Raw genomic sequence first — 26,890 nt, 5'->3', positions numbered from 1 at the left:
GCGTTTCGGAACCTGTCCGACAGTCGGACAGGTTTCGCGGCCCGGGTGGGCCGCTGGCGGTGTCCCAAAACCTGTCCGACTGTCCGACAGGTTTCGCGGCCTCGGGGTGGACCGGTTGTCGTGGTCCAGAACCTGTCCGACCGATTTGCGCGGTGGCGTGGCGTCGGCCTGGGTGTTCCTGCGCCTGTCCGATTGTCCGACAGGTTTCCGCCGCTCGTCGCCGGCGGGGCTCGCCGCTGCTTCCACCCAGCGGAACTCATGTCCTCAGACCGGGACGCGTCCAGGCTGAACGGAGTTGTCCGAGGTCGGGCGGAAGACGCGCGTCCTCGGACTTCCCGGGTTCCGAGGGCAGCAGCCGGGCGGACAACGAGGCAGGGTGTGGGAATGCCTCGAAAGGAGCATGAAAACGGCGCCCCTGGCCGTTCTAGAGTCCTCGCCCCGCATGTCCCGCCCTGGCCGCACACTCCACGTCTTCCCCGATGCCGCGCGCCGTCAGGCTGCCCTGCGGACGGAGAGGCGTGCGCGGGGCATCGCGGTGGGAACCCACCTGCTCACGTGGGATGACTTCGTCCACGCGCTGGGTGGGGCGCGCGAACTCAACCGGCGGCCCTGTCCCGCGATGACGGCCCGCGCCGTGGTGTCCGGCCTGGGCGCCACGCTGGGCCCCACGCCTTTCGGCGACTACGTGCGCGAGCCCGCCTTCGCCCGCGCCGCCGCGGACGTGCTGCTGGACCTGAAGGCGGGCCGGCTCTCCCCGCGCGAGCTCCAGGACGCCGCGGAGGTGCTGCCGCCAGAGCGCCGCACCCGTGCACGCGTCCTCGCGCGGCTCTACCACCTGTACGAACAGCGGTTGGCCGAGCTGGGACTCGCGGACCGCGAGGACGTGCTCCGGGGCGCGCGCGAGGCCCTGGACCGGGGCGCGTGGCCCGCGGGCTGGGACGGCGTGACGGGGCTGGTGCTCCACGGCGTCTACGACGTGCGCCCGTCGAAGCTGGAACTGCTGATGGGCCTGGCGGCGGCGTGCGAGGCCCGGCGCGTCTCGCTGCGCGTGGAGACGCCGGTGGGAGGCTCGCCCGTGGCGGACGCGGCGCTCGCGGCGCTGTTCCGCGCCTTCGAGAACCGGGGCGAGACCATGCCCCACGTGGACCTCTTCAAGGCGGACGTCACCTTCGAGGGCCGCCCCTTCACGGACCTGGGCCGCCACCTGTTCTCCCCCCGTGCCGCGCGCGACGTGCTGAAGGGCGCCGTGGACGGGCTGTCCGTGTGGAACGCGACGAACGCGCGCGAGGAGGCCCGCGTGGTGGCCCGCGATGTGCGCCGCCTCATCGACGCGGGCAGCGCGCCGGGCGACATCGCCATCGCGTACCGCGACCTGGGCCCGGAGGCGGGCTGGCTCGCGGAGGCACTCGGCGACCTGGGCGTGCCGGTGCGCCTGCCCTGGGGCGAACCGCTCGCGTTCGCGGGGCCCGTGCGGCTGGCGCTGGATCTGCCGGTGCTGATGGAGGACGGCTTCCCGGCGGAGCGCGTGGCGGAGCTCGTCTCCAGCCGCTATGTGCCCTCGCTGTCGCGCGGAGGGCCGGATGCGCCCGCGACCCTCTTCGCGCTCGCCGCCGCGCGCGACGACCGCCTGGGCGCGACGCGAGGCAAGGGCGCCTACGACGTGCGGCTGGAAGGGCTCGCGCGCCGGATGGCCGCGCAGGGCGGCAAGCGCAAGGAGGACGCGAGCAAGGTGATGGCCGTGCGCGCGCTGCGCGACCGCGTGATGCGGCTCATCGATGAATGCCGACACATCCCTCAGGAAGCACCGGCCGCGGAGTCCATCGCCGCGTGGTGGAAGGTCGTGGAGCGGCTGGGGCTGCTGGACTCCGCGGGGCCCCTGGAGGCCCTGGAGCCCGGGAACCTGGGCGCGCGCATCGAGGACGCGAGGGCCCGGGACGACGCGGCGCTCGCGGCCTTCCGTCAGCGGATGGAAGCCCTGCTGCGCTCGCTGCGAGCCGTGGGCGGAGGCCCCCGCATCACCCGTCGGGTCCTGGGCCGGTGGCTTGCGGACGCGCTGCGCGACGTGCACCTGCCCGCGCGGGGCCCGTCCACGGGCGCGGTGGAGGTGCTGGACCTGGCGGAGGTCCCGGGCCGCACCTTCCGACACCTCTTCGTCGCCGGGCTCACGGAGGGCCGGCTCCCCGGGCGCGACCCGCCGTCGCCGCTGTTGGGAGACGCGGAGCGCGTGGCGCTCAACCAGCACCTGACCCGCGACGTGTTCCGCCTCACCGGCGGCGAGTTCGACGACCGCGCGCCCTGGCGCCTCACGGAGGACCGGCTGCTCTTCGCCAGCGCCCTCGCGGCGGCGGAGGGCACGTTGAGCCTGTCGTTCGCGGTGAAGGCCGCGGGAGGACAGGAGCAGGTGCCGTCCGCCTTCCTGGAAGAGGTGCGCCGGCTCACCGGCCACAAGTGGGCCACGCGCACGCTGCCGCCGGTGCTGCCGCTGGATGAGGTGCTCACGGCCTCGGAGCTGCGGCGCACCGTGGCGCTGGAGGCGCTGGCGGGCCTGTCGTTCCCCTCGCTGCGCGTGACGGAGCCAGACCCCGCGGGGCAGGTGCTCAAGGACCGCTTCGGCACGGACGACTGGTTCCGCAGCGCACGCGAGCTGGCCCACATGGAGGCCGCGCGCCTGCGCTTCTTCGGCCGCGAGGACGAACCGCCCGGCGAGTTCACCGGTGGCGTGCAGGGCCCGGCGCTGGAGCAGAAGCTGCGCGAGACATTCCACTTCGGCCTGGAGCGCCCGCTGTCCGCGAGCGCCCTGTCGAAGTTCGGCAACTGCGGCTTCCAGGGCTTCATCGCGTACGGCCTGAAGGTGGCCGAACCCGTGGTGGCCAGCGAGGAGTTCGACGCCCGGGGCCGAGGCACCTTCTGGCACCGGGTGATGGAGGAGGTGTTCCAGGCGCTCAAGGAGAAGAAGCTCCTGGGGCACGCGCCGGAGGACATCCCCGAGGAGGTGCTGGAGAAGGCCGTCAAGAAGGCCAGCCGCCACTTCGCGGAGCTGAACCACGTGGGCCACCACGAGCTGTGGAAGCTCGCGGGGGAGAAGGCCCAGGCCATGGCCCGGCGCATCCTCGCGGATCCGCGGCACGGTCTGCCCTTCGACCCGCTGGTGCCCGAAGGCTTCGAGCTGCGCTTCGGTCCGGCGGCCGAGGACAAGCGCTGGAGCGACGTGAAGTTGATGGTGGCGGATGACGCCATCGTCTTCGAGGGACAGATCGACCGGCTGGACACGGCTGGCCCGGAAGTGGGCGTCATCGACTACAAGACGGGCCGCCTGGACAAGCGCACGCTGAAGGAGAACCTGCTGCGCTCGGACTTCCAGCTCCCGCTGTACCTCTACGCCGCGCGCGAGGCCGGCCACGTGGGCGCGAAGAACGCGGCGTGGTTCTCGCTGCGCACGGGGGACGCCATCCACCTGTCCTCGGTGCTGCCGCCCGCGGAGCTGGAGGACCTGCTGTCCACGGATCCGGAGGTGCGTCAGCGCGTGGCGGACTCCGCCGGCCTCAACCTGCCCAACGCGGTGGAGTCGCTGGTGCGGCAGCTGCGCAAGGGCCACTTCCCGGCGCGGCCCAATGACTGCGGCAAGTGCGCCTACCGCGCGGTGTGCCGCATCACCGAGCGCCGCATCTCGGATGAGGGGAGCGGATGAGCGACGCCGCGCCCCACATGCTCGCGCTGGAGAAGAACCTCGCCCTGATGGCGGGCGCCGGCGCGGGCAAGACGTACAGCCTGGTGACGATGACGCTGCACCTGTTCGCGGGAGCGCGGCAGGCGGAGCCGCTGCGTCCATCGCGGCTGTGCATGCTGACGTTCACGGACAAGGCCGCCGCGGAGATGCGCAAGCGCGTCCGGGAGCGCCTGGATGCGCTCGCCCAGGGGGACGTCCCGCGCGACGCGGAGAAGGACCTGCGCGCCTCGCTCGCGAGGCTGGAGCGCCCGTTCCCCACGCAGGACCAGTGGCGCAAGGTGCGCGAGGAGCTGGGCGCCGCGACGGTGGGCACGTTCCACTCGCTCTGCGGTCAGCTCCTGCGCCGCGCGCCGCCGGCCGTGGGCATCGACCCTGCCTTCGAGGTGCTGGACGAACTGGAGGCCGCGGGCCTGCTGGAGGACGTCACCGAGCGCGTCGTCCTCGATGCGCTGGAGGGCGGCGACGCGCGCGTGCGCGAGCTGTGCGCGGAGCTGGGCTTCTCCGGCTCGGGCTTCTCCGACGGGCTCGTGGCCGCGCTGATGGACGTCTACGGCAAGATGCGAGAGGAGGGCCTCAAGGCCGCCACCGCGCGCGTGGGCGACGGCGTGGCGGACAAGGCGCAGCTCGAGGCCCTCATCGACGACTGCCGCCGCTTGTGCCTGGACGCGCGGGCCCAGGACCTCAAGGGTGAATGGAGCGGGCTGCTGTCCGCGTGCGAGCTGGCACTGCAGGGCATGACGCCGGACACCTTCCTCAAGCCGGCCCATTTCCCAGCGCTGAAGACCGCGTTGCTGTCGGAGCCGAAGAGTCTGGTCAACCTGCGCAAGGGCGCGGGCGCGTGCCTGAAGGAGCTGCTCTGGAAGGTGAAGGGCAAGAGCGACGGCTCCGTGCGGCGGCTGGAGGATGCCCATGCCGCGTGGCGCACAGCCCCGTTCGAAGCGACCTTCCGCGACCTGTTGACCCGCGTGGAGGAACGGCACGACGCGGAGCTGACCCGGCGCAACGTGTTCGACTTCACCTCGCTGCTGGTGAAGGCACGCGACCTGCTGCGCGACCACCCGGAGTTCCGGCAGCAGGTGCAGGAGCGGCTGGGCGCGCTCCTCGTGGACGAGTTCCAGGACACCAACCGGCTGCAGTTGGAGCTGGTGCTGCTCCTGTCGGAGAAGCGCGAGGGCGGCCCGCGCGAGCTGGCGCCGGACGCGGACCTGGTGGCCGCGCTGCCCCTGGAGCCCGCGTTCCTGTGCGCGGTGGGGGACCGCAAGCAATCCATCTACGAGTTCCGCGGCGCGGACGTGTCCGTGTTCAAGGTCCTGGCGGACAAGATTGAAGCCGAGGGCGGCATGCGCGGCTTCCTCCAGAACAACTACCGCTCGCTGCCGGGCGTCCTGACCTTCTTCAACCGTGCGTTCGCGGGGCTGCTCGTGGCGAAGGAGGCGACGCCCCGTCCCTTCGAGGTCGTCTACGAGCCGGAGACGGACGACCTGTCGCCCACGCGGCCGGAGCTGGCCGGAGGGCCCGTGGTGGAGCGGCTCACCCTGCCGGAGGCCGACACCGCTCCGGAGCTGCGCGAGTACGAAGCGGACGCGCTGGCCCGCAGGCTGCGGGTGATGCTCGCGCCGGGCGCCCCGCCGACGGTGATGGCGGAGGACAAGAAGGGCTTGCGCCCCGCGCGCGGCGGAGACGTGGCCGTCCTCTTCCGGACCTTCACGCACCTGGAGGAATACCGGCAGGCGTTGATCCGCCACGGCGTGCCGCACCGGGTGCTCCGCGGCCGGGGCTTCTACGGGGCGCAGGAGGTGCGCGACCTGGCCTCGTTGCTCGCGCTGCTCGCGGACGCGGATGACGCGCTGGCGTTCGCCGCGGTGCTGCGCTCGCCGCTGGTGGGCCTGTCGGACGCGTCGCTGTTCCGGCTCGCGGGGGACCTGCCGCTGTCGCTCGGCTCACCCCGGCTGATGGACGCGGAGGTCCGTGCCGCCATGTCCGCGCGCGAGCAGGCGCGGCTGGCGCGCTTCCTGGATCTCATCCCCGTGCTGCGGCGCGAGCGGGACCGGCTGGGCGTGCATGCCCTGCTGCAAGCCGCGCTGGACGCGACCGGATACCGCGAGGCGCTCGCGGGCTCGCCGTACGCGGAGCAGGCGAGCGCCAACGTGGAGAAGCTCCTGTCGCTGGCGGCGCGGCGGGACGAGCGCGGCACGGGCGGCTGCGTGGCCTTCGCGCGGGAGCTGCGCCAACTGGCGGACTCCGACCCCAACGAGGCCCAGGCGGACCTGCTGGACGAGGGCGACCCGCGCGCCGTGCAGCTGCTCACCATCCACCGCGCCAAGGGCCTGGAATGGCCGGTGGTCATCGTGCCGGGGATGGGCGGACGCCGTCGCACCACGTCGGCCCGGGCGTACTTCGAACGTTCCTTCGGCCTGGCCCTGCGTCCGTGGATGCCGGACTCGCTGGACACCTTCACCTCCGAACGCTTCGAGGCCGTGCGCGCCGAACTCAAGGCCCGCGAGGACGCCGAATACCTGCGCCTGCTCTACGTGGCCCTCACGCGCGCCAAGGACCTGCTCGTGCTGTCGGGCGGCGAGGAGAAGCGCGCGGGCACGGACACCTGGTGGCACCGCGTGGACCGCCGGCTGGACGCGGATCCGGACCTGCGGGCGCTCGCCAACGACGTGGACGTGGAGCAGCTGCCACCGCCCGCGGATCCAGAGCCGCCCACGGAAGCGCAGCGCGAACAGGCACGGCTCCGTCTGGAGTCCGTGCTGGAGCGCATGTCGCCTGAAGCGTCCGGAGTCCTCTTCTCCGAAGCTCCGGCGGTCGCCTCCGTGCACGCGGTCCAGGACTTCCTCACCTGCCCGCGCCGCTATCACCAGCTCCACCGGCTGGGGCTCGCCGTCGGATCCGAACCGTGGGAGGCGCCCGCGCACGCCGCCCCCCTCTTCGTCGAGCCTGACGGCTGGCTGCCCGTGGAGCGTCCGGACCAGCTCCTCATCCGGCTCCTGCGCGAGGTGGACCTGTCGCTCGCGGGCCCGGACGCGGAGGCCTCCGAGCTGCGCGCGCACCTGGAGAACCTGCTGCGGAGCGCGGGAAGAGAACCAGAAGAGGACGGCCTGCGCGAGGTGCTCGCGGCAGCGGAGCGCTTCCTGGCCACGCCGTTCGCCCGCCAGCTCGCGGTGGCACCCGCGTCCTCCATCCACCGGGGCCTGGACTTCGCGCTGGACCTGGACGACAGCGCCCGCGTGGAGGGCACGGTGGATCTGCTCTGGGAGTCACCGGATGGTGAGGCCGTGGCGGTGCTCCTGCGCCCGGGCGCTCGCCACCCCCTGGGCCCGGCCGCGTGCGCTCATGCGCTGACGGCCCTGTCCCTGGCCTCCGAACGCATGGTGCGCGACGGCGTGCCGGTGCGGGTGGGCGTGGCCTTCCTGGGCGACGCGTCCCCGGAGCCGGAGTTCCTCCCGGGCGGATCCGCCGACGCCGGGGCGGCGCGCCGCCTGGCCGAGGGCGTCCGAGCGCTTGTCCAGGCCGAAAACGCGGGGGCATGGCCGGGGTGGGACAAAGCGGCCTGCCAGGCCCTTCACTGCGGCTTCGCGGAACACTGTCACCCGGCCCCTCCCGCGTGCTAAGCGGCGGGCACCATGCCGAACGTCGTCGTCATCGGAGCGCAGTGGGGAGATGAGGGGAAGGGCAAGGTCGTCGACCTTCTCACCGAGCACGCCCAGGTGGTCGTCCGTTTCCAGGGCGGCAACAACGCGGGCCACACGCTGGTGGTGGGAGGGCAGAAGACCGTCCTGCACCTGATTCCGTCCGGCATCCTTCATCCGGGCAAGACGTGTGTCATCGGCAACGGGGTGGTGGTGGATCCCGCCGTCCTCGTCCGGGAGATCGACGCGCTCAAGCCGCGCGGCTTCCTCAAGGATGACGCCCAGTTGCTCATCTCCGACAACGCCCACGTCATCTTCCCGTGGCACAAGCTGCTGGACAGCTTCCGCGAGAAGGCCCGCGGCGGCAGCGCCATCGGCACCACGGGGCGGGGCATCGGTCCGGCCTACGAGGACAAGGTGGCCCGCCGGGGCATCCGCGTGCGCGACCTGCTCCACCCGGAGCGCCTGCGCCGCCGCATCGACGAGCGCCTGCCCGCGGTGATGGAGGAGCTCAAGGACCTCTGCGCCAAGGCGGGCGTGGACGTGCCGGTCCTGGAGACGCCGCAGATTCTGGCGGAGTTCTCCACCCTGGGCGAGCGGCTGCGCCCCTACGTGCACGACGTGTCCCTCTTCCTCTCCGAGCAGGTCCGCCGCGGCGCCCGCATCCTCTTCGAGGGCGCGCAGGGCACGCTCCTGGACGTGGACCACGGCACCTATCCGTTCGTCACCAGCTCCAACTGCGTGGCGGGCAACGCCGCGGTGGGCTCGGGCCTGGGGCCCACGGCCATCGACAAGGTGATGGGCATCAGCAAGGCGTACACCACGCGCGTCGGCGGCGGCCCGTTCCCCACGGAGCTGAGCGACGAACTGGGTGAGCGGCTGCGCAAGGTGGGCGACGAGTTCGGCGCCACCACGGGCCGCCCGCGCCGCTGCGGCTGGCTGGACGGCGTGGTGCTGCGCTACGCGGTGCGCGTCAACGGCCTGTGGGGCCTGGCGCTCACCAAGCTGGACGTGCTCAGCGGCATCAAGACGCTCAGCATCTGCAACGCGTACGAACTGGACGGCCAGCGCATCACCGAACTGCCGGGCGACTACGAGGACCTGGCGCGCGTGAAGCCCCTCTACGAGACGCTGCCCGGCTGGGACGAGAAGATCGCCGGCGTGCGCACCTTCGACGAGCTGCCGGAAGCCGCCAAGCGCTACGTGCGCCGCGTGGAAGAGGTCAGCGGCGTGCCCGTGGTGTGCGTCTCCGTGGGCGCCGACCGCGGCGAGACGGTGCTCCTGCAGAACCCCTTCCGCAGCTAGGAAGGACGCAGTCCGAAGTGGTCCTGGCCCGCCGGGGGCCAGGACGGGAGAGGGACATGGTTCGCACGCGCAGGTTCCAGCTCGGGGTCTCGGCGGTGGTGTGGCTCGGCACGATGGCGGTGCCGGCCTGGGCCCAGGGCACCCAGCCCCCGGCCCCCGCCGACGCGAAGCCCGCCGCCCGGGGCTCGCGCGCGCCCGTCCCGGCCAGCGACACCGCGCCCGTCCCGGTGGAGCCTCCACCCCAGCGCACGCCGCAGGCGGTGCTGGCGGCCACGCGGATCCGCGACGGGGATGCGCTGATGCGCGAGCGCCGCTACCGTGAAGCGGCCTTCGCCTTCCTCGACGCGGAGCACGCGGCGCCGGAGCACGTGGAGGCGCGCTTCAAGCTGGGCAACGCGCTGGCGGTGCTCGGCTACTACGCGCGCGCCATCGAGGAGTGGGAGGCCGCGTCGCGCCTCACCCACGACGCCGCCATCCGTCAGAGCGCGCAGGACAACATCACCCGCGCGCGCGTGAAGCAGGGCGAGTCCGGCGCGTCGCCGCAGGCCGTGGGGCAGCCGCCCGGCTCCGGCCCCGTGGCGGAGACGACGCGGGCCCAGGCGCGCCGCGCCTACGAGCAGGGCGTGCAGCACATCAGCCAGCGCGCCTACGCGCCCGCGCTCCAGACGCTGACGCAGGCCATCCAGCAGGAGCCGCTGCTCACCGTGGCGTACATCGCGCGGGGCAGCGCCAACATCGGGCTGCGGCGCTACGCGGAGGCCGCGGCGGACTACCAGTTCGCGCTGAAGCTGGAGCCGGACTCGGCCTCGCCGCTGTACGGGCTCGCGGAGGCGTACCGCGCGCTGGGCCGCAACCTGGAGGCCCGCGACCTCTACGAGCGCTACACGCGCTCCAGCGCAGCCGACGTGCGCCCCGAGCTGAAGGAGGAGTCGCGCCAGAAGGCGGAACGGCTGCGCTGACTGCCCGCCTGCTGGACTGACGAGCATCGTCCGGGGGCTGTCCTGCCCACTATCTTGAGGGGATGGACGGACGCGATCGGACGGTGGAGGGGAAGCAGCCGCACCAGGTCTTTCGCCCTCGCAGGGTGCTCGCCGCGCTGATGGCGGCGGCGGGCCTGTTATGGCTGGGCATCTTCGCCTGGCTGTTCCACTTCGATGGCGTGCCGTTGAAGACGTTCCTGTCCGCGGCCTTCTTCGTCGTCTTCTTCGCGGTGGCCGTCACCTACTACGGCCGCACCCGCATCGAGGTGGACGCCCGGGGCATCACCTGCCGGGGCATGGTGCGCACGCGGCGCTTCTCCTTCGCGGACATCCGCAAGCTGGACGTCCTCCCCGGGCCCGTGACGGTCTACGCCATCCGGGGCAGCAAGGGCTTCGTGCACTTCACCAGCTTCTTCCGGAACCACCGATACCTGGCCAGGCTCCTGGTGGAGCGCGCGGGTCTCTCGCCCCTGCCAGCGTAGGGCGCGCGCCTTCAGCCCTGCGTCGCCGTCAGCAGGGCGGTGGCGAACAGCGCACCCAGGGCCAGCGCGACCGCCCCCGCGATGAGCCATCCCTCCAGGCGCCGCGGCCTTCCCTCGGGAGGCCGCGGCGTTCGTGCTTCAGCGGGTTCCTCCTTGGGGAGGACGGGCCGGCGCACGGGCGGGGCCTCCGCTGAGGCCTCATCGAACGCGGCCTGGAAGCGGAGCAGTGAGCGCCCCAGCTCCATGACGTCTCCGTCCGCCAGGGGCGCGGGACCCTCCAGCCGCACGCCATTGAGGAATACGCCGTTGGGCGTCCCCAGGTCCTCCAGCACGAAGCCCGAGTCCGCACGGCGGATTCGCGCGTGCATCCGTGACACGGCCCGGTCGCGCAGGCGCAGGGCCGCGCCATCGCCGCGGCCGATGTCCGTGCTCGCCTCCGCGAGCGCATGGCAGCGGCCCACATCCAGTCCGGTGAGGCAGGTGAGGGTCGCGGCGCGGGACGGCAGGAGCCCGGCGTCCGTGAGCAGCCCCTTGAGCACGGCGACGGTGCCCACGCCGCGCTCGAGGGCGCTCGGCTCCGCGAGCACGCGCAGACACATCCCGTCCGGCAGGCCCAGCACCTCGCCGGGCACCACCAGGCGCGACACGCCGGGCAGCACGCGCACGGCATTCACGGTGAAGCTGCGCACCGCCTGCACCATGAGCCGCCCGGAGTCGATGCGCAGGGTCAACAGCCCCGGAGGAAGGCCCTCCAGGTGGACATGGTCGTCGGGGCTGCCGCCCAGGAGGTGGTGACCCTCGCCCAGCTCGAAGGGGGTGGCGGTGCCCAGGTGCTCGAATTCGAAGCGCATGCGAACGTCCGGCAGCAAGCGTCACGCCTGCCACCGGACGTCGCGTTTTCGCGAGGTTGCCCCCAGGCCCCATCCAGCCCCGGACTCCCATGTCCGGAGGCCGGGACGGCAGGGCGCATGCCTTCTGGCTAGAAGGTGGCGCCCACGTTGATGGTGCCCACGTAGCGGCCGCCGCTGCTGAACGTCTCGTCGCCGCCCAGGTTGACGTCGGACGGCGGCACGGTGAGGGCGAACTCCTGGTCGAACAGGAAGTTGTAGTTCACGCGCGCGTCCGCGGTGAAGCTGCCCACGTGCAGGCGCAGGCCCGCGCCCACCGGGATGTTGCCCACCGTGTCGTCCTGGAAGCCCGGAGCCAGCGCGCGCACGTTGTAGCGGCTCAGGCCCACACCGCCCATGATGTACGGCTGGAGCGGCGTGGCCGACAGGCCCAGCGTCACCGCCGCCTGTGCGCCGTTGCGCACGATGTCCGGCCCGTTGGTGTTCGTCGCCAGCACGCGGCTGTGGTTGAAGTCGCTGATGGCGCCCGTGTAGCCCAGCTCGATGCCCAGCACGTTCGTCGGCTTGATGGCCACCGTCACGCCGTAGGCCAGGCCTGGATCAATCTGGTCGCGAAGCGCGCTGGTGTAGCCCTCCACACCGCCGCCCACGAGGAATGTCAGGCCGCGCATGTCCGCGGACCTGCGCAGCTCCGTCGACGCGGCCTGCGCCGAGCCCGCCGCCAAGACCGCCACTGCCGCCGCGCCAGCCAACAATCCCTTGCTCATATGGTCCCCTCCCTGTGATGGAACGAAAGTTGGTTAGTCCTTTCGGCAGTGCCAACCGGGTCCCGAGGGCCCGCAGGCTCGGCCGCCCTCCCTGGCGGACGGGTTGCCCATGGCGGCAGGCGCGCTGGCTCCCGCGAGGAAGAACGCTTCCTGGAGGACGGGGAGGGTAGACTCCGCGCCTTCGATGCGCCTCCGCTCCCTTGCCCTCGTCCCGCTGCTGACCTCCGTCCTCTTCGTCGTTGGCGCCTGCCGCGACGAACAGGCGGGCCCCGCCCACCGCACGCCGAAGCTGCCCGCGGCCACGACGCCGAGGACGCTCGACGCGGCTCCGGAGGGGCTCACCTTCCGCAGCGGCGCCACCCTCGCGGGCGGCGCCATCGTCTACCTGGGGGCGCGTGTGACGCCGGAGCGGACCACGCCGGGGCAGCCGGTGCGGATCGCGCACTACTTCCAGGCCGTGCGCCCGCCGCCGCAGGGCTTCCACTTCTTCGCGCACGTGGTGGATCCGCAGAGCGGTCAGATGCTGGCCAACGCGGATCACGAGTTCCAGGACGGCGCCGCGCCGCTGGAGACCTGGCCCGTGGGCCGGGTGCTGGAGGACGTGCACACCGTCCCCATGCCCTCCACGCCCGCGCGGCTGGTGCTGGGCTTCTGGCGCGACGACGAACGGCTGCCGGTGGATGACCCGCGCATGCACCAGGGCGACAACCGCGTGTTCGGGCCACTCCTGGGCGGCGAGCCCCCCGCGCTGCCCGAGTACACCGTCACGCGCGTGAAGAAGGCGCCGGTCATCGACGGCGCGCTGGATGACGAGGCCTGGAAGGGCGCGAAGGCGGTGACGCTGGTGGGCAGCTTCGACGGCCGGCCCGGACGGCTGCGCACCCAGGCGCGGCTCGTCTACGACGACGCGAACCTGTACGTGGCCTTCGACGTGGAGGACCCGGACATCTGGGGCACGCTGCGCAACCGCGACGACTCCATCTACGAGCAGGAGGTCGTGGAGGTCTTCCTCGACGCCAACGCGGACGGGCGCACGTACAACGAGCTGGAGGTGTCCCCCCACAACGTCATCTTCGACGCGTACTTCCCCGCGCGGCGCCAGGGCATGGACCTGTCATGGGACTCCGGCATGAAGACGGCGGTGAAGGTGCGCGGCACGCTGGACGACGCATCCGACCGCGACGAGGGCTGGACGGTCGAGATGGCCATCCCGTTCAACCGGCTCGCGGAGGTGCCGCACATCCCGCCCCAGCCGGGCGAGCGGTGGCGCTTCAACCTCTACCGGTTGGAGCACCACGACCGCCGGCAGGTGGAAGGCCAGGCCTTCTCCCCGCTCTTCATCGGTGACTTCCACAACCTGCCGCGCTTCGCGTGGCTCGCCTTCCAGTAGGCGGGCGCGTCAGGTGTGGGGCGAGATCTCCCACGGCGCATCGGCGACGGAGCGCTCCGTCGGGTCGCCGAGGAAGCGCACGAAGCCCCGGTCCACCAGCGTGTCGACGAGCTCCTCGGCTTCCAGCGCGGAGAACTGTTTGTCCCTCATGTCGAGCAGCAGGTCGCGCATGAGGGCCTTGCCGCGCAGGTAGCCCACGGGCTCGCCCGGGCCCAGTCGTGCCTTCAGGTCTTTGGTGAGCTGCCGGAGGTCCAGGTCGTCGGAGATCATCACCGCTCAAGCTGGGCCTGCGTCTCACCCCTGGCAATGGCGACGGGCACGGAACCCTCGTGTGGCAGGAAGGACACCAGGCGGACGTCCTGGCCGTCGCTCTCCAGGGTGACGGCGCCGTCCCTGTCGGTGCGCCAGCACTCGGTGCCCAGGGCGCGGTAGCGCGCCTCGACTTCCGGATGGGGGAAGCCGAAGCGGTTGCGTCGGCCCACGCAGAACACCGCGTGACGCGGCCGCGTGCGCTCCAGGAGCGCCGCCGAGGATGACGTGCGCGAACCATGGTGCGGCACCTTCAACACCGTCACCGGGCCCAGCGCCTCCTCGAGCGCGGCCTCGCCCTCCGCCTCCACGTCGCCCGCCAGCAGCACGGTGACGTCGCCATGGCGGACGCGGAGCACGATGCTCCGGTCATTCGCGCCCTCCATCAACTCCCGGTCCACGGGAGGCCCCAGCACCTCCAGCGTCGCCTCGCCAAGGGTGAACGCCGGGTGCCCCACCTGCACCTCTTCGACCTGGGCCCCCTTGGCGGCCGCGATGATACGCCGGGACAGCGGTCCGTCCGCGCTGCCCGCGGACAGCCACAGGCGTTCGGCGGGCACCTGGGCCAGGGTGGACACGAGCCCGAGCGCATGGTCCGGATGCGGATGGGACAGCACCGCCAGGTCCAGGCGAGACACGCCCTCGGCCTTCAGGAAGGGCAGGACGAACCGCTCGCCGGTGTCCGCGCCCTCCGGGACGCCGCCCGCGTCCACCACCGCATGGTGCCCCCGGGAGCGCAGCACGACGGCGTCCCCCTGTCCCACGGAGAGGAAGGTGATTCTCAGCGCGGGCTCCGGGGCGAGCACGGGCAGCACCACGGCGCCCAGCACGGCCCCCGGCGTGAGCACACCCAGCCATCGCCAGCGCCCCGAGCCCAGCGCCCAGGCACCCAGCCCCACCGCGTACGCGCCGCCGAGCCATGCACCCAGGCCCGGTACCTCCACCGCCGCGAAGGGCACGGCCGCGAAGGCGCGCGTCAGCAGGAGCAGCAGCTCAGACGCCCAGGCCCCCGCCCACAGCACGGGCGTCGCCACGGCGGGTGCGACGACGAAGAGGGCCGCGCCCCCCGCCGCGAGCCCGGTGAGCACGCCGCACAGGGGCAGTGCGATGATGTTGGACACGAGCCCCGCCAGGCTGACCCGGCCGAACGCCGCCGCCACCACGGGCAGCCCCACGAGCGTCGCCGCGGCGCTCGCGCACAGCGTCTCCGCCACGGTCTCCCGAGCCTGGGCGGCCCACCGCTTCAGCCGCCGGGGCTCGGAAGGGTCAGGTGGGGCCAGGGGAAGGGCCGAGCGCAGCGCGGGCGACAACAACACCAGGCCGAGCACCGCGAGGAACGACAGCCGGAGTGACAGATCCACAACGCTGGAGGGCGTCCAGGCCACCAGCGCCAGCGCCGCGAGCGACAGCCCGTTGAGCCCATCCGCGCGCCGCCACAGCGCCAGGCCCAGCAGTACCGCCGTGGCCATCACCGCCGAGCGCACCGCGGGCGCCTGATTCCCCGTGAAGAGCACATACGCCCAGACAAAGGGCACAGCCGCCGGGGCTGCCCACCGCCGCGCCTCCAGGGCCCGCCAGCGCCCGCCCAGCCGCACCAGCACCCGCCGCAGCAACGCGAGCGTCATCAACGCGAGCGCCGCCACGTGCAGCCCGCTGACGCTGAGCACATGCGCGAGCCCCGCCCGCGAGAACGCGTCCTCCCAGGCCGCGTCCAGGTCCGCGCGCTGCCCGGCCGCCAGCGTGAGGAACAGCGCCGCCGCGTCCGGGGAAGGCGAGACCTCGTGCACCGCCGTCGTCAGCCGTCCACGCACGTCCTCCAGCGCGAGCCGCCACGCGGGGGCAGGGGAGAGCGCCAGCACGCGCCCCGGCACGAACCCGCCGGTGAAGGCCACACCCTGCCGCCGCCGCGCCGATGCGAAGTCCCGCTCCCCTGGATTCGCAGGGGGCGCATCCGGCACGAGCCGCGCCTCCACCCGCACGCGCTGCCCGGGTTGCAATTCCAGACGTTCGCCCCGCCCGGAAAGGCTGACGCGGAAGCGGGAGGCAACGGGAGGCCCTGAAAGCAACCCCGCGCGGGCCACGGCGAGCCGCAGGCGGACGGCACCGTCGAAGCGCTCCACGCGCTCCAACTCACCCTCGAGCACCGCGCTGCCGCCGTCCTTCAGCGAGGGCGGGATGTCGACCCGCGCCTCAAGACCGGAAAGCCCCGCGCCGGTCAGGGCCAGTGCTCCGAGCACCGCCAGATGCGCGCCGGGCAGGGGGCCAAGCGCCATGCCCAGCGCGCCCAGGCAAAGCGCGCCAACGAGAAATACCCCGGCGAAACTCTCTGTTCCGGTTGGCCAAAGGGCGCCGAGCAAGAGGCTCAGCGCTGGAAAGAACAACGGACGCGTACCCAGGTCGCGCCACGCATAACGAACCAATACCCACCCCCACCCACCGCCCTGTCCGTCCTGCAGCGCTCACACACCGAGCGACACCGCACACAAAACCGGACACCGTAGTGCGGCCCGCATTGGGTGGTCAAGGCGATTTCGTTGCCCGTGGATGTGGTTTGTGGTAGTAGTGGCGGGCGCGAAGGCCGGGGTCGAAGCTTTCTCCAAGGAGGCAGTTAGTGCAGACCAGCTTCAAGACTGGTGACAAGGCGGTTTATCCGGGCCAGGGCGTCGGTGAGGTGATGGGCATCGAGCACACCGAGGTCGCCGGGCAGCGCCAGTCGTTCTACGTCCTGCGCATCCTGGAGAACGGGATGCGGATCATGATCCCGATCAACAAGGTCGGGTCGGTTGGCCTCCGGGAAATCATCAGCGAGGAGGACGTCAAGCAGGTCTACTCCATCCTCCGCGAGAAGGACATCTCGGTCGACTCCACCACGTGGAACCGCCGGTACCGCGAGTACATGGAGAAGATCAAGACGGGCTCCGTCTTCGAGATCGCCGAGGTGCTCCGCGACCTGTACCTGCTCAAGGGCGACAAGGACCTGTCCTTCGGTGAGCGCAAGATGCTGGACACGGCGCGCTCGCTGCTGATCAAGGAACTGTCTCTGGCCAAGGACTGCTCCGAGGAAGAGGTCGAGTCCGACCTGAAGAAGATCTTCAACCTCGCCTGAGTCCCCGCGTGACGCGCGGCTCCAAGCCGCCGCGTTCGCACCCCGCGCCCCGGGTTCCCTCGATGGAATCCGGGGCGTCGTGTATCCGGAGTCCAGACGCCAGGCCGCGTGGGGTGCCTCAGCAGGGCCGAGCCGCGAGAGCCTGTCCGACAGCAGTCGTGCCCGGTTCGAACGCCGTGACTGGGGGACCTTCCGTGACCGAGCCGCGGAAACCTGTCCGACAGTCCGACCAGACTTGGCAGCCGGCACCGGGCCCGTCCGCGCCAGTGGAGCAACAAGACCTGTCCGACTGCTGGACCGGTTTGGCGCGCGGTGGCCGTGAGGTCCTCCCTTAAAAGAGCACGGCGAAAACCTGTCCAACAGTCGAACTGCGTTGAAAAACCAGGGTTGAGGTCCCCGCTTCAGCTGATCAGCAGAACCTGTCCGACAGTTGAGCCTGTTTGGGATCCGAGGCAGGGAGGCGCTGCTCCGTCGAACAGCGAAGACCTGTCCGACAGCCGGCCCGGTTCCGAGGGGCGGTCGCCGGCAGTCCCCCGGAACCGACCCGCGGAGACTTGTCCGACAATCGGCTCCGGACCGGAAAGCCGCGCAGGGACGCCCTCCCGGCCCCAGTCTCCAGAAACCTGTCCGACTGTCGGACAAGCTCTGAAGTGCCGCGCCGCCAGACCCGCTACCCCACTGAGCAGCGGGAGCTGGTCCGACAGTCGGACTGGTCTTGAAGTTCCGCATCGCGGCCCCGTTGCCCAGCCGAGCAGCGCGAACTTGTCCGGCTGTCGGACAGGCTTGGACAACAGTGCCAGCCGCCCAAGGCTGAGGTGCCTCCGGGGCTCTCCACGCCTCGGGGCCGTCAGGCTACCTGCCGTGGCGGTGCCCCCTGGGCGGCAGAAACCTGTCCGACAGTCGGACAGGATTTGGAAGACCGCGCCGGGAGGTGGGCGGCCTGGAGGTCATGAGCCTGGCGTCATGGCCCGCATCGGTGGGCCTTGAGCCCTGCTCAGTCAACGCGCCTGCGCATCCAGCGCCGCCAACTGCGAGCGGGCCTCGGCATTGTCCGCGTCGTACTGGAGGGCCGCGGTGAAGGCCTCGCGAGCGTCGGCGAAGCGCTGGGCACGAACTGCTTCCTGGCCCGCGCGCACATACAGCCCGGCAAGCTGGCGCCGCAGGCTGGTTCCCTGGCGGCTCCAGCCATGGGACAGCTCCTGGTCCGCCCGCACGGCGGCGCTGAGCGCATCGAGCGCCCGGGGGCGGTCCTTCTCGGCCAGTGCCGCCCGGGCGGCGGACTCGGCGGTCTGGAAGCGGGTGAGCTGCTGGACCAGGGGCGTGAGGTTCGCGCGCTTCGCCTGGGCCAGCGCGCCAGAGACATCCCCTGCTTCGTAGCGAGCGAGGATGTCCGCACGCTGGCGCTCATCCGGAGGTCCCGACGGATCAGCCGAGGAAAGGGCCTTCCGCTCGGATGCGGCGACGACGTGGCCCGCGCTCGAAGCACCCGCATGGATGGCGCCCGCCTTCGCGGGGTCCACGACCTCGACGGCGCTCGGAGCCGCGTCCAGTGTCGTCGCAGTGCCGGAGTGCATGCCCCGAGCGATGTCCGAAGCGCTGAGGACCTTCGCCGCTCCAGTGCTCCCGTCCTTGTTCGCTGCCGCGCCAGGCCGCATGCCGCGAGCGACCTCCACCGCGCTGAGCGCCGCCACCTCACCCGCGCCCGGCGCCGTGCGCTCGTGCCCCTCACGGGCGACATTCGTTGCGCTGGGCGAAGGGACCCCTCCGGTGCTCCGGGCGGGCTCACGGGCGCTGATGCCCGGAGCCGCCACGGACGTCTCCGCACGCCCAGCCTGGCCTTCCTTCGCGGATGCGGCCGCTGTCTCGGCTGCTTCCTGTCCGATGGGCTCCGCACCGGCGCCAGAGGCTTCCTTCGCGGGAACCTCCGCCCCGGCCTCTCTCGCCTCGTTCGCGGGCGCCGCAGGAGTCCCAGGGACCTGGGGGGGCCCGCCTTCCGTCGGATTTCTCGCGGGCGTCCGGTCCGCCATCCGCATGGCCACCACGCTGATCAACGCCGCGACGGCGGAACCCACGACCGCGGCGGCCACCGCCACGGCAACACCACTCAGCGGACGCTTCACCGTGCGAGGCCGCGCTGGATCCACCGCTGTCCGGCTCATCGTCGGACCGGCGCCCGTCCCTCGCAGCCGCAGCGTCGCGTTGCCCAGGCTCAGCTCGTCCCCGGGTTGCAGCTCCACCTCGCCCTTGATGCGCAGGCGGTTGACGAATGTGCCGTTCTGGCTGCCCAGGTCGCGAACGGTGAAGTCATTGCCACGCCGGGTCAGCTGCGCGTGGCGGCGGCTGATGGACGCATGCTGGAGCCGCAGGTCCGACGTCGAAGAACGCCCCAGCGTGATGGACCCCTGCCGCAGCGGCACGAGCTGCCCGGCGCCGGGCCCGCGCTCCACGTACACGAAGGCAGGCGTCAAGCCCGGATCCGAATACTCCTTCGCCCAGTCGTACCGGGGCGACAGCTCCCGGTCCGACCGCGTGCGCTCACCCGGCCCTCGCCGCATCTGCTTCCGGGGGCCCGCCGGATACTGGGGCACGCGCTGAGGGCGGGGATCATCCGCCTGCAGGGGAGCCACCTCGTCGTCGTCGAAGGGCAGCTCCTCCGACGGGTCGTCCGACGACGCCTGCTGCCCAGGAGGGCGGGGCGGGCGCGGCGGACGCTTCGGATTCGGCGGAGCCATGCGGCGATTCTCCCTATCCGACGCTTCCAACGCCAAGGGCTGGCCTGTGTGGGACCTGGGATCCTAGAGTGTGTATCGCGTTGCGCAAGTGCCGCGCCCGCCCTGTTCCCAAAGGAGGACCCTCCACCGTGGCCCCCCCATCCATCCGGCTCTACAACACGATGTCCATGCAGAAGGAGCCGCTGGAGCCGCTCGTGCCCGGCGAGGTGAAGGTCTATGTCTGTGGGCCTACGGTCTACAGCTACATCCATATCGGTAACGCGCGCACCTTCACGTCGTTCGACGTGGTGGTCCGCTACCTGCGCTACCGGGGCTTCAAGGTGACGTACGTGCGCAACTACACGGACGTCGACGACAAGATCATCAAGGCCGCGCACGAGACGGGCGAGGAGCCCGTGGCGCTCGCCTCGCGCTTCGTGGAGATCTTCCGGGAGGACGTGCGCGCGCTGCACCTGCGCGAACCGGACGTGTCCCCGCGCGTGAGCGAGACGATTCCGGAGATCGTCGCCCTCATCCAGACGCTCGTGGACAAGGGCTATGCGTACGAAGCGAAGGGCGACGTGTACTTCGCCGTCGACAAGGACGACGACTACGCGAAGCTGTCCAAGCGCAACCTGGAGGACCTGTGCCAGGGCGAGCGCGTGCAGCCCGGCGACCTCAAGCGCCAGCCGCTGGACTTCGCGCTGTGGAAGGCGGCGAAGCCGGGAGAGCCCTCGTGGGACAGCCCGTGGGGAAAGGGCCGTCCGGGCTGGCACATCGAGTGCTCCGCGATGAGCGAGAAGTTCCTGGGCCGCACCTTCGACATCCACGGCGGGGCGCTGGACCTCATCTTCCCCCACCACGAGAACGAGATCGCCCAGAGCGAGTCCGCCACCGGCCAGACGATGGCGAAGTACTGGATGCACTGCGGCTTCCTGGACCTGGAAGGCGCGAAGATGTCCAAGTCGCTGGGCAACGTGGTGCGCCTGCGCGACGCGCTCGCCAAGGTGGACCCGGAGGCCCTGCGCTTCTTCTTCCTCTCCACGCACTACCGCCACCCCATCAACTTCACGGACAAGGCGCTCCAGGACGCGGAAGGGCGCATGGAGTACTTCTACGAAACACTGCGCAAGGTGGACGAGCGCGTGGCGGGGAAGGACTTCGGCAAGGGCCCGCTGCACGGCGACCCCGCGCGCTTCCTCGCGGAGTTCGAGTCCGCCATGGACGACGACTTCAACACCGCGGACGCGCTGGGCGCGCTGTCGGGGCTCTTCGGCTTGATGAACGAGCTCACCGACAAGCCGCCCGTGAAGGACAAGCCGCTGGTGGGCCGCACGCTCCAGGCGCTGCGTGAACAGGTGCGTGAGGCCTCCCGCGTCCTCGGCCTCTTCGAGGACGCCCCGGGCGAGTGGCTGCTGCGCCGCCGGGACCGGGCGGTGCGCGAGCGCGGCATCGACGTGGCGGAGGTGGAGCGGCTGCTCGCCGAGCGGACCGCCGCGCGCGCCGCGAAGGACTTCGCCAAGGCGGACCAGGTGCGCGGGGCCCTCAAGGCCCTGGGCGTGGACATCATGGACACGCCTGCTGGCACCTCCTGGAAGGTGGCGGCGACAGCACCCTGAAAACCCGCTGGGGGGCGCCCGTGCGGCCATGCTACGCACCAGGCCCATGAGGCTCCTCCCCGCGTTGTTCGTTTCGCTGTGCTCGGTGTCCGCGCTCGCCGCGGGCGCCTTCACCGTCACGCCGCAGGAGAAGACGGCCGAACAGGCCATCACCGCGGACCTCCTGCGCGCGCACGTGCGCTTCCTCGCGAGCGACCTGCTGGAGGGCCGCGGCCCCGGCACGCGCGGCGACGCGCTGGCGCAGGAGTACATCGCCACGCAGTTCGAGGGTCTGGGCCTCAAGCCGGGGGCGGAGGATGGCAGCTACCTCCAGCGCTTCGACCTGATGGGCATCCACAGCCGCCCCGGCACCATGACCTTCCAGTCAAAGGCCGGCCGCGTGGAGCTCCAGCCGCGCGAGGACTTCATCGCCGTGTCCGGGGTGCAGGCGCCGGAGGCGAAGCTGGACGCGTCCGAGCTGGTGTTCGTGGGCTACGGCATCGTCGCGCCGGAGTACCAGTGGGACGACTTCAAGGGCGCGGACCTGAAGGGCAAGACGCTGATCATCCTCAACAATGATCCGGAGGATGATCCGCGCCTCTTCGCGGGCAAGACGCGCCTCTGGTACGGCCGCTGGGATTACAAGTACGAGCAGGCGGCGAAGACGGGCGCGGCGGGCGCCATCATCATCCACACCACGCCCAGCGCGGGCTACCCGTGGCAGGTGGTGCGCACGTCGTGGACCGGCGAGCAGTTCGAACTGCCCGCCAGTGACGCGCCCCGCCTCCAGGTGAAGGCCTGGACCACCGAGGACGCCACGAAGCAGGTGCTGAAGCTCGCGGGGCAGGACCTGGACGCGCTGCGCGCCGCCGCCCAGAAGCGGGACTTCCGTCCGGTGCCGCTGGGCGTGACGGTGTCCCTGAACCTCACCAACGAGGTGCGCCGCCGGCCCACGGCGAACGTGCTGGGGCTGCTGCCCGGCAGCGACCCCCTGCTGGCGAAGGAGGTGGTGCTCTACAGCGCGCACCATGATCACCTGGGCAAGAAGGACGACGGCAAGCCCGGAGAGGACGTCATCTACAACGGCGCGCTGGACAACGCGGCGGGCGTGGCCGCGATGCTGTCCGTGGCCCGCGCCTTCACCTCGCTGCCCACGCCGCCGCGCCGCTCCATCCTCTTCGCCGCGGTGGCCGCGGAGGAGTACGGCCTGCTGGGCTCCGCGTACCTGGCGGCGCATCCGCCGGTGCCGCCGGGCCGCATCGCCGCGGACATCAACGTGGACGGCGGCAACGTGCTGGGCCGCACCCGCGACATCACCGTCATCGGGCTGGGCAAGTCCTCCCTGGACACCTTCGTCACCGCCATGGCGAAGACGCAAGGGCGCACGGTGAAGGCGGATCAGCTCTCCGACCGCGGGTTCTTCTACCGCTCGGATCAATTCAACTTCGCGCGGCAGGGCATCCCGTCCGCCTACTTCGGCAGCGGCATGGACTTCATCGGCCGGCCCGAGGGCTGGGGCAAGCAGCAGCGCGGCCAGTGGGAGGCGAAGCACTACCACCAGCCCTCCGACGAGATCCGCCCGGACTGGGATCTGTCCGGCGCCGTGGAGGACACGCAGCTGTTCTTCCTGGTGGGGGCCCAGGTGGCGAAGGCCCAGGAGATGCCCGTGTGGAACAAGGGGGACGAGTTCGAGGCCGCTCGGCTGAAGTCCCTGGAGGCGCTGAAGGCCCCGGCCGCGAAGTAGGTGGGCCTCCCGTCCTTTGTTGGACGGACATGCACGAAGGTTCAGTACACAGGCAGCGGGGATGTTAGATCTGTCCCCTATGCCGGAGTTCGAAATCGTCAGTGAGCACAAGCCGCAGGGCGATCAACCCAGGGCCATCGGGGAGTTGACCGAGGGCCTGCTTCGCGGCGACCGCTATCAGACCCTCCTGGGCGTCACCGGTTCCGGGAAGACGTTCACCATGGCGAACCTCATCGCCAACGTGAAACGCCCCGCGCTGGTCATCGCGCACAACAAGACGCTGGCGGCGCAGCTGTACGGCGAGTTCAAGGCGCTCTTCCCGAACAACGCCGTCGAGTACTTCGTCTCGTACTACGACTACTACCAGCCCGAGGCCTACGTCCCGTCGACGGACACCTTCATCGAGAAGGACTCGTCCATCAACGACAACATCGAACGGATGCGCCACTCGGCGACGCACAGCCTGCGCACCCGCAACGACGTCATCATCGTGGCCAGCGTGTCCTGCATCTACGGCCTGGGCGCCGCGCGCAGCTACGTGGACCTGGCCATCCGCGCCACCGTGGGCGAGGACATGGGCCGCGACGGCTTCATGCGCAAGCTGGTGGAGGCCCAGTACGAGCGCAACGACCTGGACTTCCACCGCGGCACCTTCCGCGCCCGCGGCGACACCGTGGAGGTGTTCCCCGCGTACGAGGAGGAGCGCGCCGTGCGCGTCAGCTTCTTCGGCGACGAGGTGGAGCGCATCACCGAGTTCGACCCGCTGCGCGGCCAGACCCTGGGCCAGTTGGAGAAGATCGTCATCTTCCCCGCCAGCCACTACGTCGCCGGCGCGGACGCGCGCCAGAACGCCATGCGCACCATCCGCGAGGAGCTGGCCGAGCAGCTCCAGAAGTTCAAGGCGGAGGGCAAGCTGTTGGAGGCGCAGCGGCTGGAGCAGCGCACCATGTTCGACCTGGAGATGATTGAACAGGTCGGCTACTGCAATGGCATCGAGAACTACTCGCGCCACTTCACCGGGCGCAGGCCGGGGGAGCCCGCCCCGTGCCTCATCGACTACTTCCCGCGCGACCTGCTGGTCCTCATCGATGAGAGCCACCAGACGGTGTCCCAGATTGGCGCCATGTACCGCGGCGACCGCGCGCGCAAGGAGACGCTGGTCAACTTCGGCTTCCGTATGCCCAGCGCGCTGGACAACCGGCCGCTGAAGTTCGTTGAGTTCGAGGAGATGGTCCCCCAGGTCGTCTTCGTCTCCGCCACCCCCGCCGAGTACGAGCTGCAGAAGTCCAAGGGCGTGGTGGTGGAGCAGATCATCCGCCCCACCGGCCTCACCGACCCCGAGGTGGAGACGCGCCCCGCCGGCAACCAGGTGGATGACCTGCTGGAGGAGGTCCGCGTGCGCGTGTCGCGCAACGAGCGCGTCCTGGTGACGACGCTCACCAAGCGCATGGCGGAGGACCTCACCGAGTACTACAGCGACGTGGGCGTGAAGGTGCGCTACCTGCACTCGGACATCGACGCCATCCAGCGCATGGCCATCATCCGCGACCTGCGCCGGGGCGAGTTCGACGTGCTCGTGGGCATCAACCTCTTGCGCGAGGGCCTGGACATCCCCGAGGTGTCGCTCGTGGCCATCCTGGACGCGGACAAGGAAGGCTTCCTGCGCAGCCACGTGTCGCTCATCCAGACCATTGGCCGCGCGGCGCGCAACGTGAACGGGCGCGTCATCATGTATTCGGATCAGGTGACCGACTCCATGAAGCGCGCCATGGATGAGACGGCGCGCCGCCGCGACATCCAGCGCGCGTACAACCTGGAGCACGGCATCACGCCGCGCACGGTGAAGAGCAACATCTCCGACTTCACGGAGAACATCCCGGACTACGACGCGGGCGCGAGCGCGCTGCCCATGGCGGCGGAGGGCGAGAACGACCTCCTGGAGCCCAAGGAGATCAAGCGCCTCATCGAGGAGTTCACCGCCGACATGCTCAAGGCCGCGGACGAGATGCAGTTCGAGAAGGCCGCCGAGTACCGCGACCGCGTCCAGCTGCTCAAGGACATGGACCTGGGGCTCAAGCCCGCCTCGCGCTCGCTCCTGCGCGCGCCGGCGAAGGCGGCGGATCAGCCCGGCACCACGCCCAGGAAGGGAAGGGGGCGCGGCCGTCCGTCCTCGTCGGGTGGCGGTGCGTCTGGCGGCTCCTCTGGGGCGGCGAAGCCCGCGGCCCGTTCGCGCTCACGCAAGAACTAGCGAGGCCCGCCATGGACATCCGGCTGCAGGAGAAGCTGGACGCGCTGCCCACCGAGCCCGGCGTGTACCTGATGAAGGACAAGCGCGGGACCATCATCTACGTGGGCAAGGCCATCAACCTGCGCAGCCGCGTGCGCAGCTACTTCAACCGCTCCGGCGACACCCGCGTCTTCGTGTCCTTGTTGGACACGATGCTGGGGGACCTGGAGACGGTGCTCGTCCACAACGAGAAGGAGGCCCTCCTTCTTGAAAACGAGCTGATCAAGAAGCACAAGCCCCGCTTCAACGTCCTGCTCAAGGACGACAAGCAGTTCATCTCCCTGCGCCTGGACCGCACCCAGCCGTTCCCCCGGCTGGAGGTGGTGCGCAAGTACGAGAAGGACGGCGCGCGCTACTTCGGCCCGTACTCCAGCGCGGGCGCCATCCGTGAGACGCTGCGCCTCATCAACCGCTACTTCCGCCTGCGCACCTGCACGGACCACGTGCTGGCCAACCGCAAGCGGCCGTGCCTGCTGTACCAAATCGGACGGTGTCCGGCCCCGTGCGTCTACCCGGTGTCTCCGGAGGACTACCGCAAGAGCGTGGACGAAGTGGCCATGTTCCTGGAGGGCAAGGCGGGGCAGCTCATCGAAGGGCTGCGCGCGCGGATGAAGCGCGCGTCCATGGAGCTGAAGTTCGAGGAGGCCGCGCGGGTGCGCGACCAGCTGCTCGCCATCGAGCGCAGCCTGGAGCGCCAGAAGGTGGCCACCACCGACTTCAAGGATCAGGACGTGTTCGCCCTGTATCGCGAGGGCGACCGCATCCTGTTCTACGTCCTGCACGTGCGGCAGGGCCGGCTCAACGGCGGCCAGGCCTTCCCCTTCGGCAGCCAGGAGTTCCCGGACGACGAGCTGCTCGCCTCGTTCGTGAACCTCTACTACGACCAGGGCGGCTTCGTGCCGGAGGAGGTGCTGCTGCCCCTGGAGCCCGGCGACGGCACGGACGGCCTGGAGGCCCTGCTCTCGGAGCGCAAGGGCGACCGCGTGCGCGTCTTCGTCCCCAAGCGCGGGGAGAAGCATGAGCTGGTGAACATGGCGGTGAAGAACGCGGAGCAGGCGTTCGTGGAGCGCAAGCGCACCAAGGACGAAACCGACACGGTCCTGTCACGGCTCCAGTCCAAGCTGGGCCTGCGCAACTTCCCGCGCCGCATGGAGTGCTACGACATCTCCCACTTCCAGAGCTCCTCCATCGTGGCGTCGCAGGTGGCCGTGACGGACGGGGAGACGGACAAGTCGCGCTACCGCAAATACAAGATCAAATCCGTGGAGAAGCAGGACGACTTCGCCAGCATGTACGAGGTCATCACCCGGCGGCTCAAGCGCGGGCTGGAGGAGGGGGACCTGCCGGATCTGCTCGTCATCGACGGTGGCAAGGGGCAGCTCGCCAGCGCGCACGCGGCCATGAAGGACCTGGGCGTGGAGGGCGTGGACGTGGTGGGCCTGGCCAAGAGCCGCGATCAGGAGGTGTTCGACCGCGACGCGGAGAGCGCGAAGAGCCCCGAGCGCGTCTTCGTCCTGGGACGAAAAGACCCCATCGTCCTGCCCCAGAACTCGGCGGAGATGTTCATGCTCACGCGGATGCGGGATGAAGCCCACCGCTTCGCCATCACCTTCCAGGGCAAATCCATGCGCAAGAGCTCGCTGCGCTCCGCGCTGGAGGACATCCCGGGCGTGGGCGAAGGGCGGCGGAAGATGTTGCTGCGCCACTTCGGTTCTCTCAAGCGGGTGGGCGAGGCCAGCATCGAGGAGCTGACCGAGGTCGTGGGCCCGGCGATGGCCGAGCGCGTCCACGCGGGCCTGCATGGAGACCCCGAGGACGACACCGAGGACCCCGTGCGCGAGGCGTCGCTGGATGACGCTTCCGAACCCGCGCACGAAAAAGCGGATGGAGGGTCGCCACCCGGTGCGGCATGATTAAGTTCCGCTTCGGACGCCGGGGGGGCTGGCCGCTGGAACCCGCGACGTTCCTAGGGTTTTTCATTGCGACCATGCTCGGCGCTGA

Annotated in this window: 16 protein-coding genes; 11 read left to right on the top strand and 5 right to left on the bottom strand. The window is 70.9% G+C overall.

Translation table 11 applies throughout. The features are described from left to right. The first annotated feature begins 442 nt into the window (after window positions 1-442). From KYK13_RS26230 to KYK13_RS26210, 5 genes are all read left to right on the top strand, one after another. A complete protein-coding gene (locus tag KYK13_RS26230; RefSeq protein WP_223634813.1) occupies window positions 443-3,688 on the top strand; it encodes a PD-(D/E)XK nuclease family protein in 3,246 nt (1,081 codons plus the stop codon). After that, on the top strand, window positions 3,685-7,344 hold the full coding sequence (locus KYK13_RS26225; protein ID WP_223634811.1) for a UvrD-helicase domain-containing protein: 3,660 nt from the start codon (window positions 3,685-3,687) through the stop codon (window positions 7,342-7,344). Before KYK13_RS26230 ends, KYK13_RS26225 begins: the two co-directional genes overlap by 4 nt. 12 nt (window positions 7,345-7,356) lie before the next feature. Continuing rightward, window positions 7,357-8,667: an adenylosuccinate synthase gene (locus KYK13_RS26220; RefSeq protein ID WP_223634809.1), complete on the top strand. Its 1,311-nt coding sequence runs from the start codon at window positions 7,357-7,359 to the stop codon at window positions 8,665-8,667. Window positions 8,668-8,723: 56 nt separating this feature from the next. Continuing rightward, the gene (locus tag KYK13_RS26215; RefSeq protein ID WP_223634807.1) at window positions 8,724-9,626 is read left to right on the top strand and encodes a lipopolysaccharide assembly protein LapB; all 903 of its coding nucleotides are present in this window, start codon (window positions 8,724-8,726) and stop codon (window positions 9,624-9,626) included. Between the two features lie 62 nt (window positions 9,627-9,688). Beyond that, complete coding sequence (locus KYK13_RS26210) at window positions 9,689-10,129, top strand: PH domain-containing protein (protein ID WP_223634804.1); 441 nt, start codon at window positions 9,689-9,691, stop codon at window positions 10,127-10,129. A gap of 11 nt (window positions 10,130-10,140) precedes the next feature. On the opposite strand, the gene KYK13_RS26205 is transcribed toward KYK13_RS26210, so the two are convergent. Both KYK13_RS26205 and KYK13_RS26200 read right to left on the bottom strand, forming a co-directional pair. Then, window positions 10,141-10,980 carry an FHA domain-containing protein gene (locus KYK13_RS26205; RefSeq protein ID WP_223634801.1) on the bottom strand — a complete coding sequence of 280 codons (840 nt, stop codon included), beginning with the start codon at window positions 10,978-10,980 and terminating at the stop codon, window positions 10,141-10,143. 128 nt (window positions 10,981-11,108) lie between these two features. Beyond that, complete coding sequence (locus KYK13_RS26200) at window positions 11,109-11,744, bottom strand: outer membrane beta-barrel protein (RefSeq protein ID WP_223634798.1); 636 nt, start codon at window positions 11,742-11,744, stop codon at window positions 11,109-11,111. 184 nt (window positions 11,745-11,928) lie between these two features. Between KYK13_RS26200 and KYK13_RS26195 the strand changes: the two genes are divergently transcribed. Next, complete coding sequence (locus tag KYK13_RS26195) at window positions 11,929-13,134, top strand: carbohydrate-binding family 9-like protein (protein WP_223634795.1); 1,206 nt, start codon at window positions 11,929-11,931, stop codon at window positions 13,132-13,134. A gap of 9 nt (window positions 13,135-13,143) precedes the next feature. Here the strand turns inward: KYK13_RS26195 and KYK13_RS26190 are convergent, their stop codons facing one another. Together KYK13_RS26190 and KYK13_RS26185 are read right to left on the bottom strand one after the other, a co-directional pair. After that, window positions 13,144-13,404, bottom strand: a complete 261-nt coding sequence (locus KYK13_RS26190) for a hypothetical protein (protein WP_223634792.1) — start codon at window positions 13,402-13,404, stop codon at window positions 13,144-13,146. Beyond that, window positions 13,404-15,716 (bottom strand): DNA internalization-related competence protein ComEC/Rec2, encoded by a 2,313-nt coding sequence (locus tag KYK13_RS26185; RefSeq protein WP_255654006.1) that lies wholly within the window; start codon window positions 15,714-15,716, stop codon window positions 13,404-13,406. Before KYK13_RS26185 ends, KYK13_RS26190 begins: the two co-directional genes overlap by 1 nt. A 338-nt stretch (window positions 15,717-16,054) precedes the next feature. Between KYK13_RS26185 and KYK13_RS26180 the strand changes: the two genes are divergently transcribed. Further along, window positions 16,055-16,549 (top strand): CarD family transcriptional regulator, encoded by a 495-nt coding sequence (locus tag KYK13_RS26180; protein WP_014398206.1) that lies wholly within the window; start codon window positions 16,055-16,057, stop codon window positions 16,547-16,549. Window positions 16,550-17,547: 998 nt separating this feature from the next. On the opposite strand, the gene KYK13_RS26175 is transcribed toward KYK13_RS26180, so the two are convergent. After that, a complete protein-coding gene (locus KYK13_RS26175; protein WP_223634785.1) occupies window positions 17,548-19,281 on the bottom strand; it encodes an FHA domain-containing protein in 1,734 nt (577 codons plus the stop codon). Window positions 19,282-19,409: 128 nt separating this feature from the next. Here KYK13_RS26175 and cysS point away from each other — a divergent pair, with 128 nt between their 5' ends. From cysS to uvrC, 4 genes are all read left to right on the top strand, one after another. Beyond that, window positions 19,410-20,879: a cysteine--tRNA ligase gene (gene cysS / locus KYK13_RS26170; RefSeq protein ID WP_223634783.1), complete on the top strand. Its 1,470-nt coding sequence runs from the start codon at window positions 19,410-19,412 to the stop codon at window positions 20,877-20,879. A 46-nt stretch (window positions 20,880-20,925) separates the two neighbouring features. Beyond that, the gene (locus KYK13_RS26165; RefSeq protein ID WP_223634781.1) at window positions 20,926-22,602 is read left to right on the top strand and encodes a M28 family metallopeptidase; all 1,677 of its coding nucleotides are present in this window, start codon (window positions 20,926-20,928) and stop codon (window positions 22,600-22,602) included. Between the two features lie 79 nt (window positions 22,603-22,681). Further along, on the top strand, window positions 22,682-24,850 hold the full coding sequence (uvrB, locus tag KYK13_RS26160) for an excinuclease ABC subunit UvrB (protein WP_223634780.1): 2,169 nt from the start codon (window positions 22,682-22,684) through the stop codon (window positions 24,848-24,850). Between the two features lie 11 nt (window positions 24,851-24,861). After that, entirely contained in the window at window positions 24,862-26,802 is a 1,941-nt protein-coding gene (gene uvrC, locus KYK13_RS26155; protein ID WP_223634778.1) for an excinuclease ABC subunit UvrC, read from the top strand. Window positions 26,803-26,890: the final 88 nt, after the last annotated feature.

Origin of the sequence: Corallococcus sp. EGB (assembly GCF_019968905.1) — a bacterium.
In the GTDB taxonomy this organism is placed as follows: Bacteria; Myxococcota; Myxococcia; order Myxococcales; family Myxococcaceae; genus Corallococcus.
This window is presented reverse-complemented; position numbering and strand designations above follow the sequence as displayed.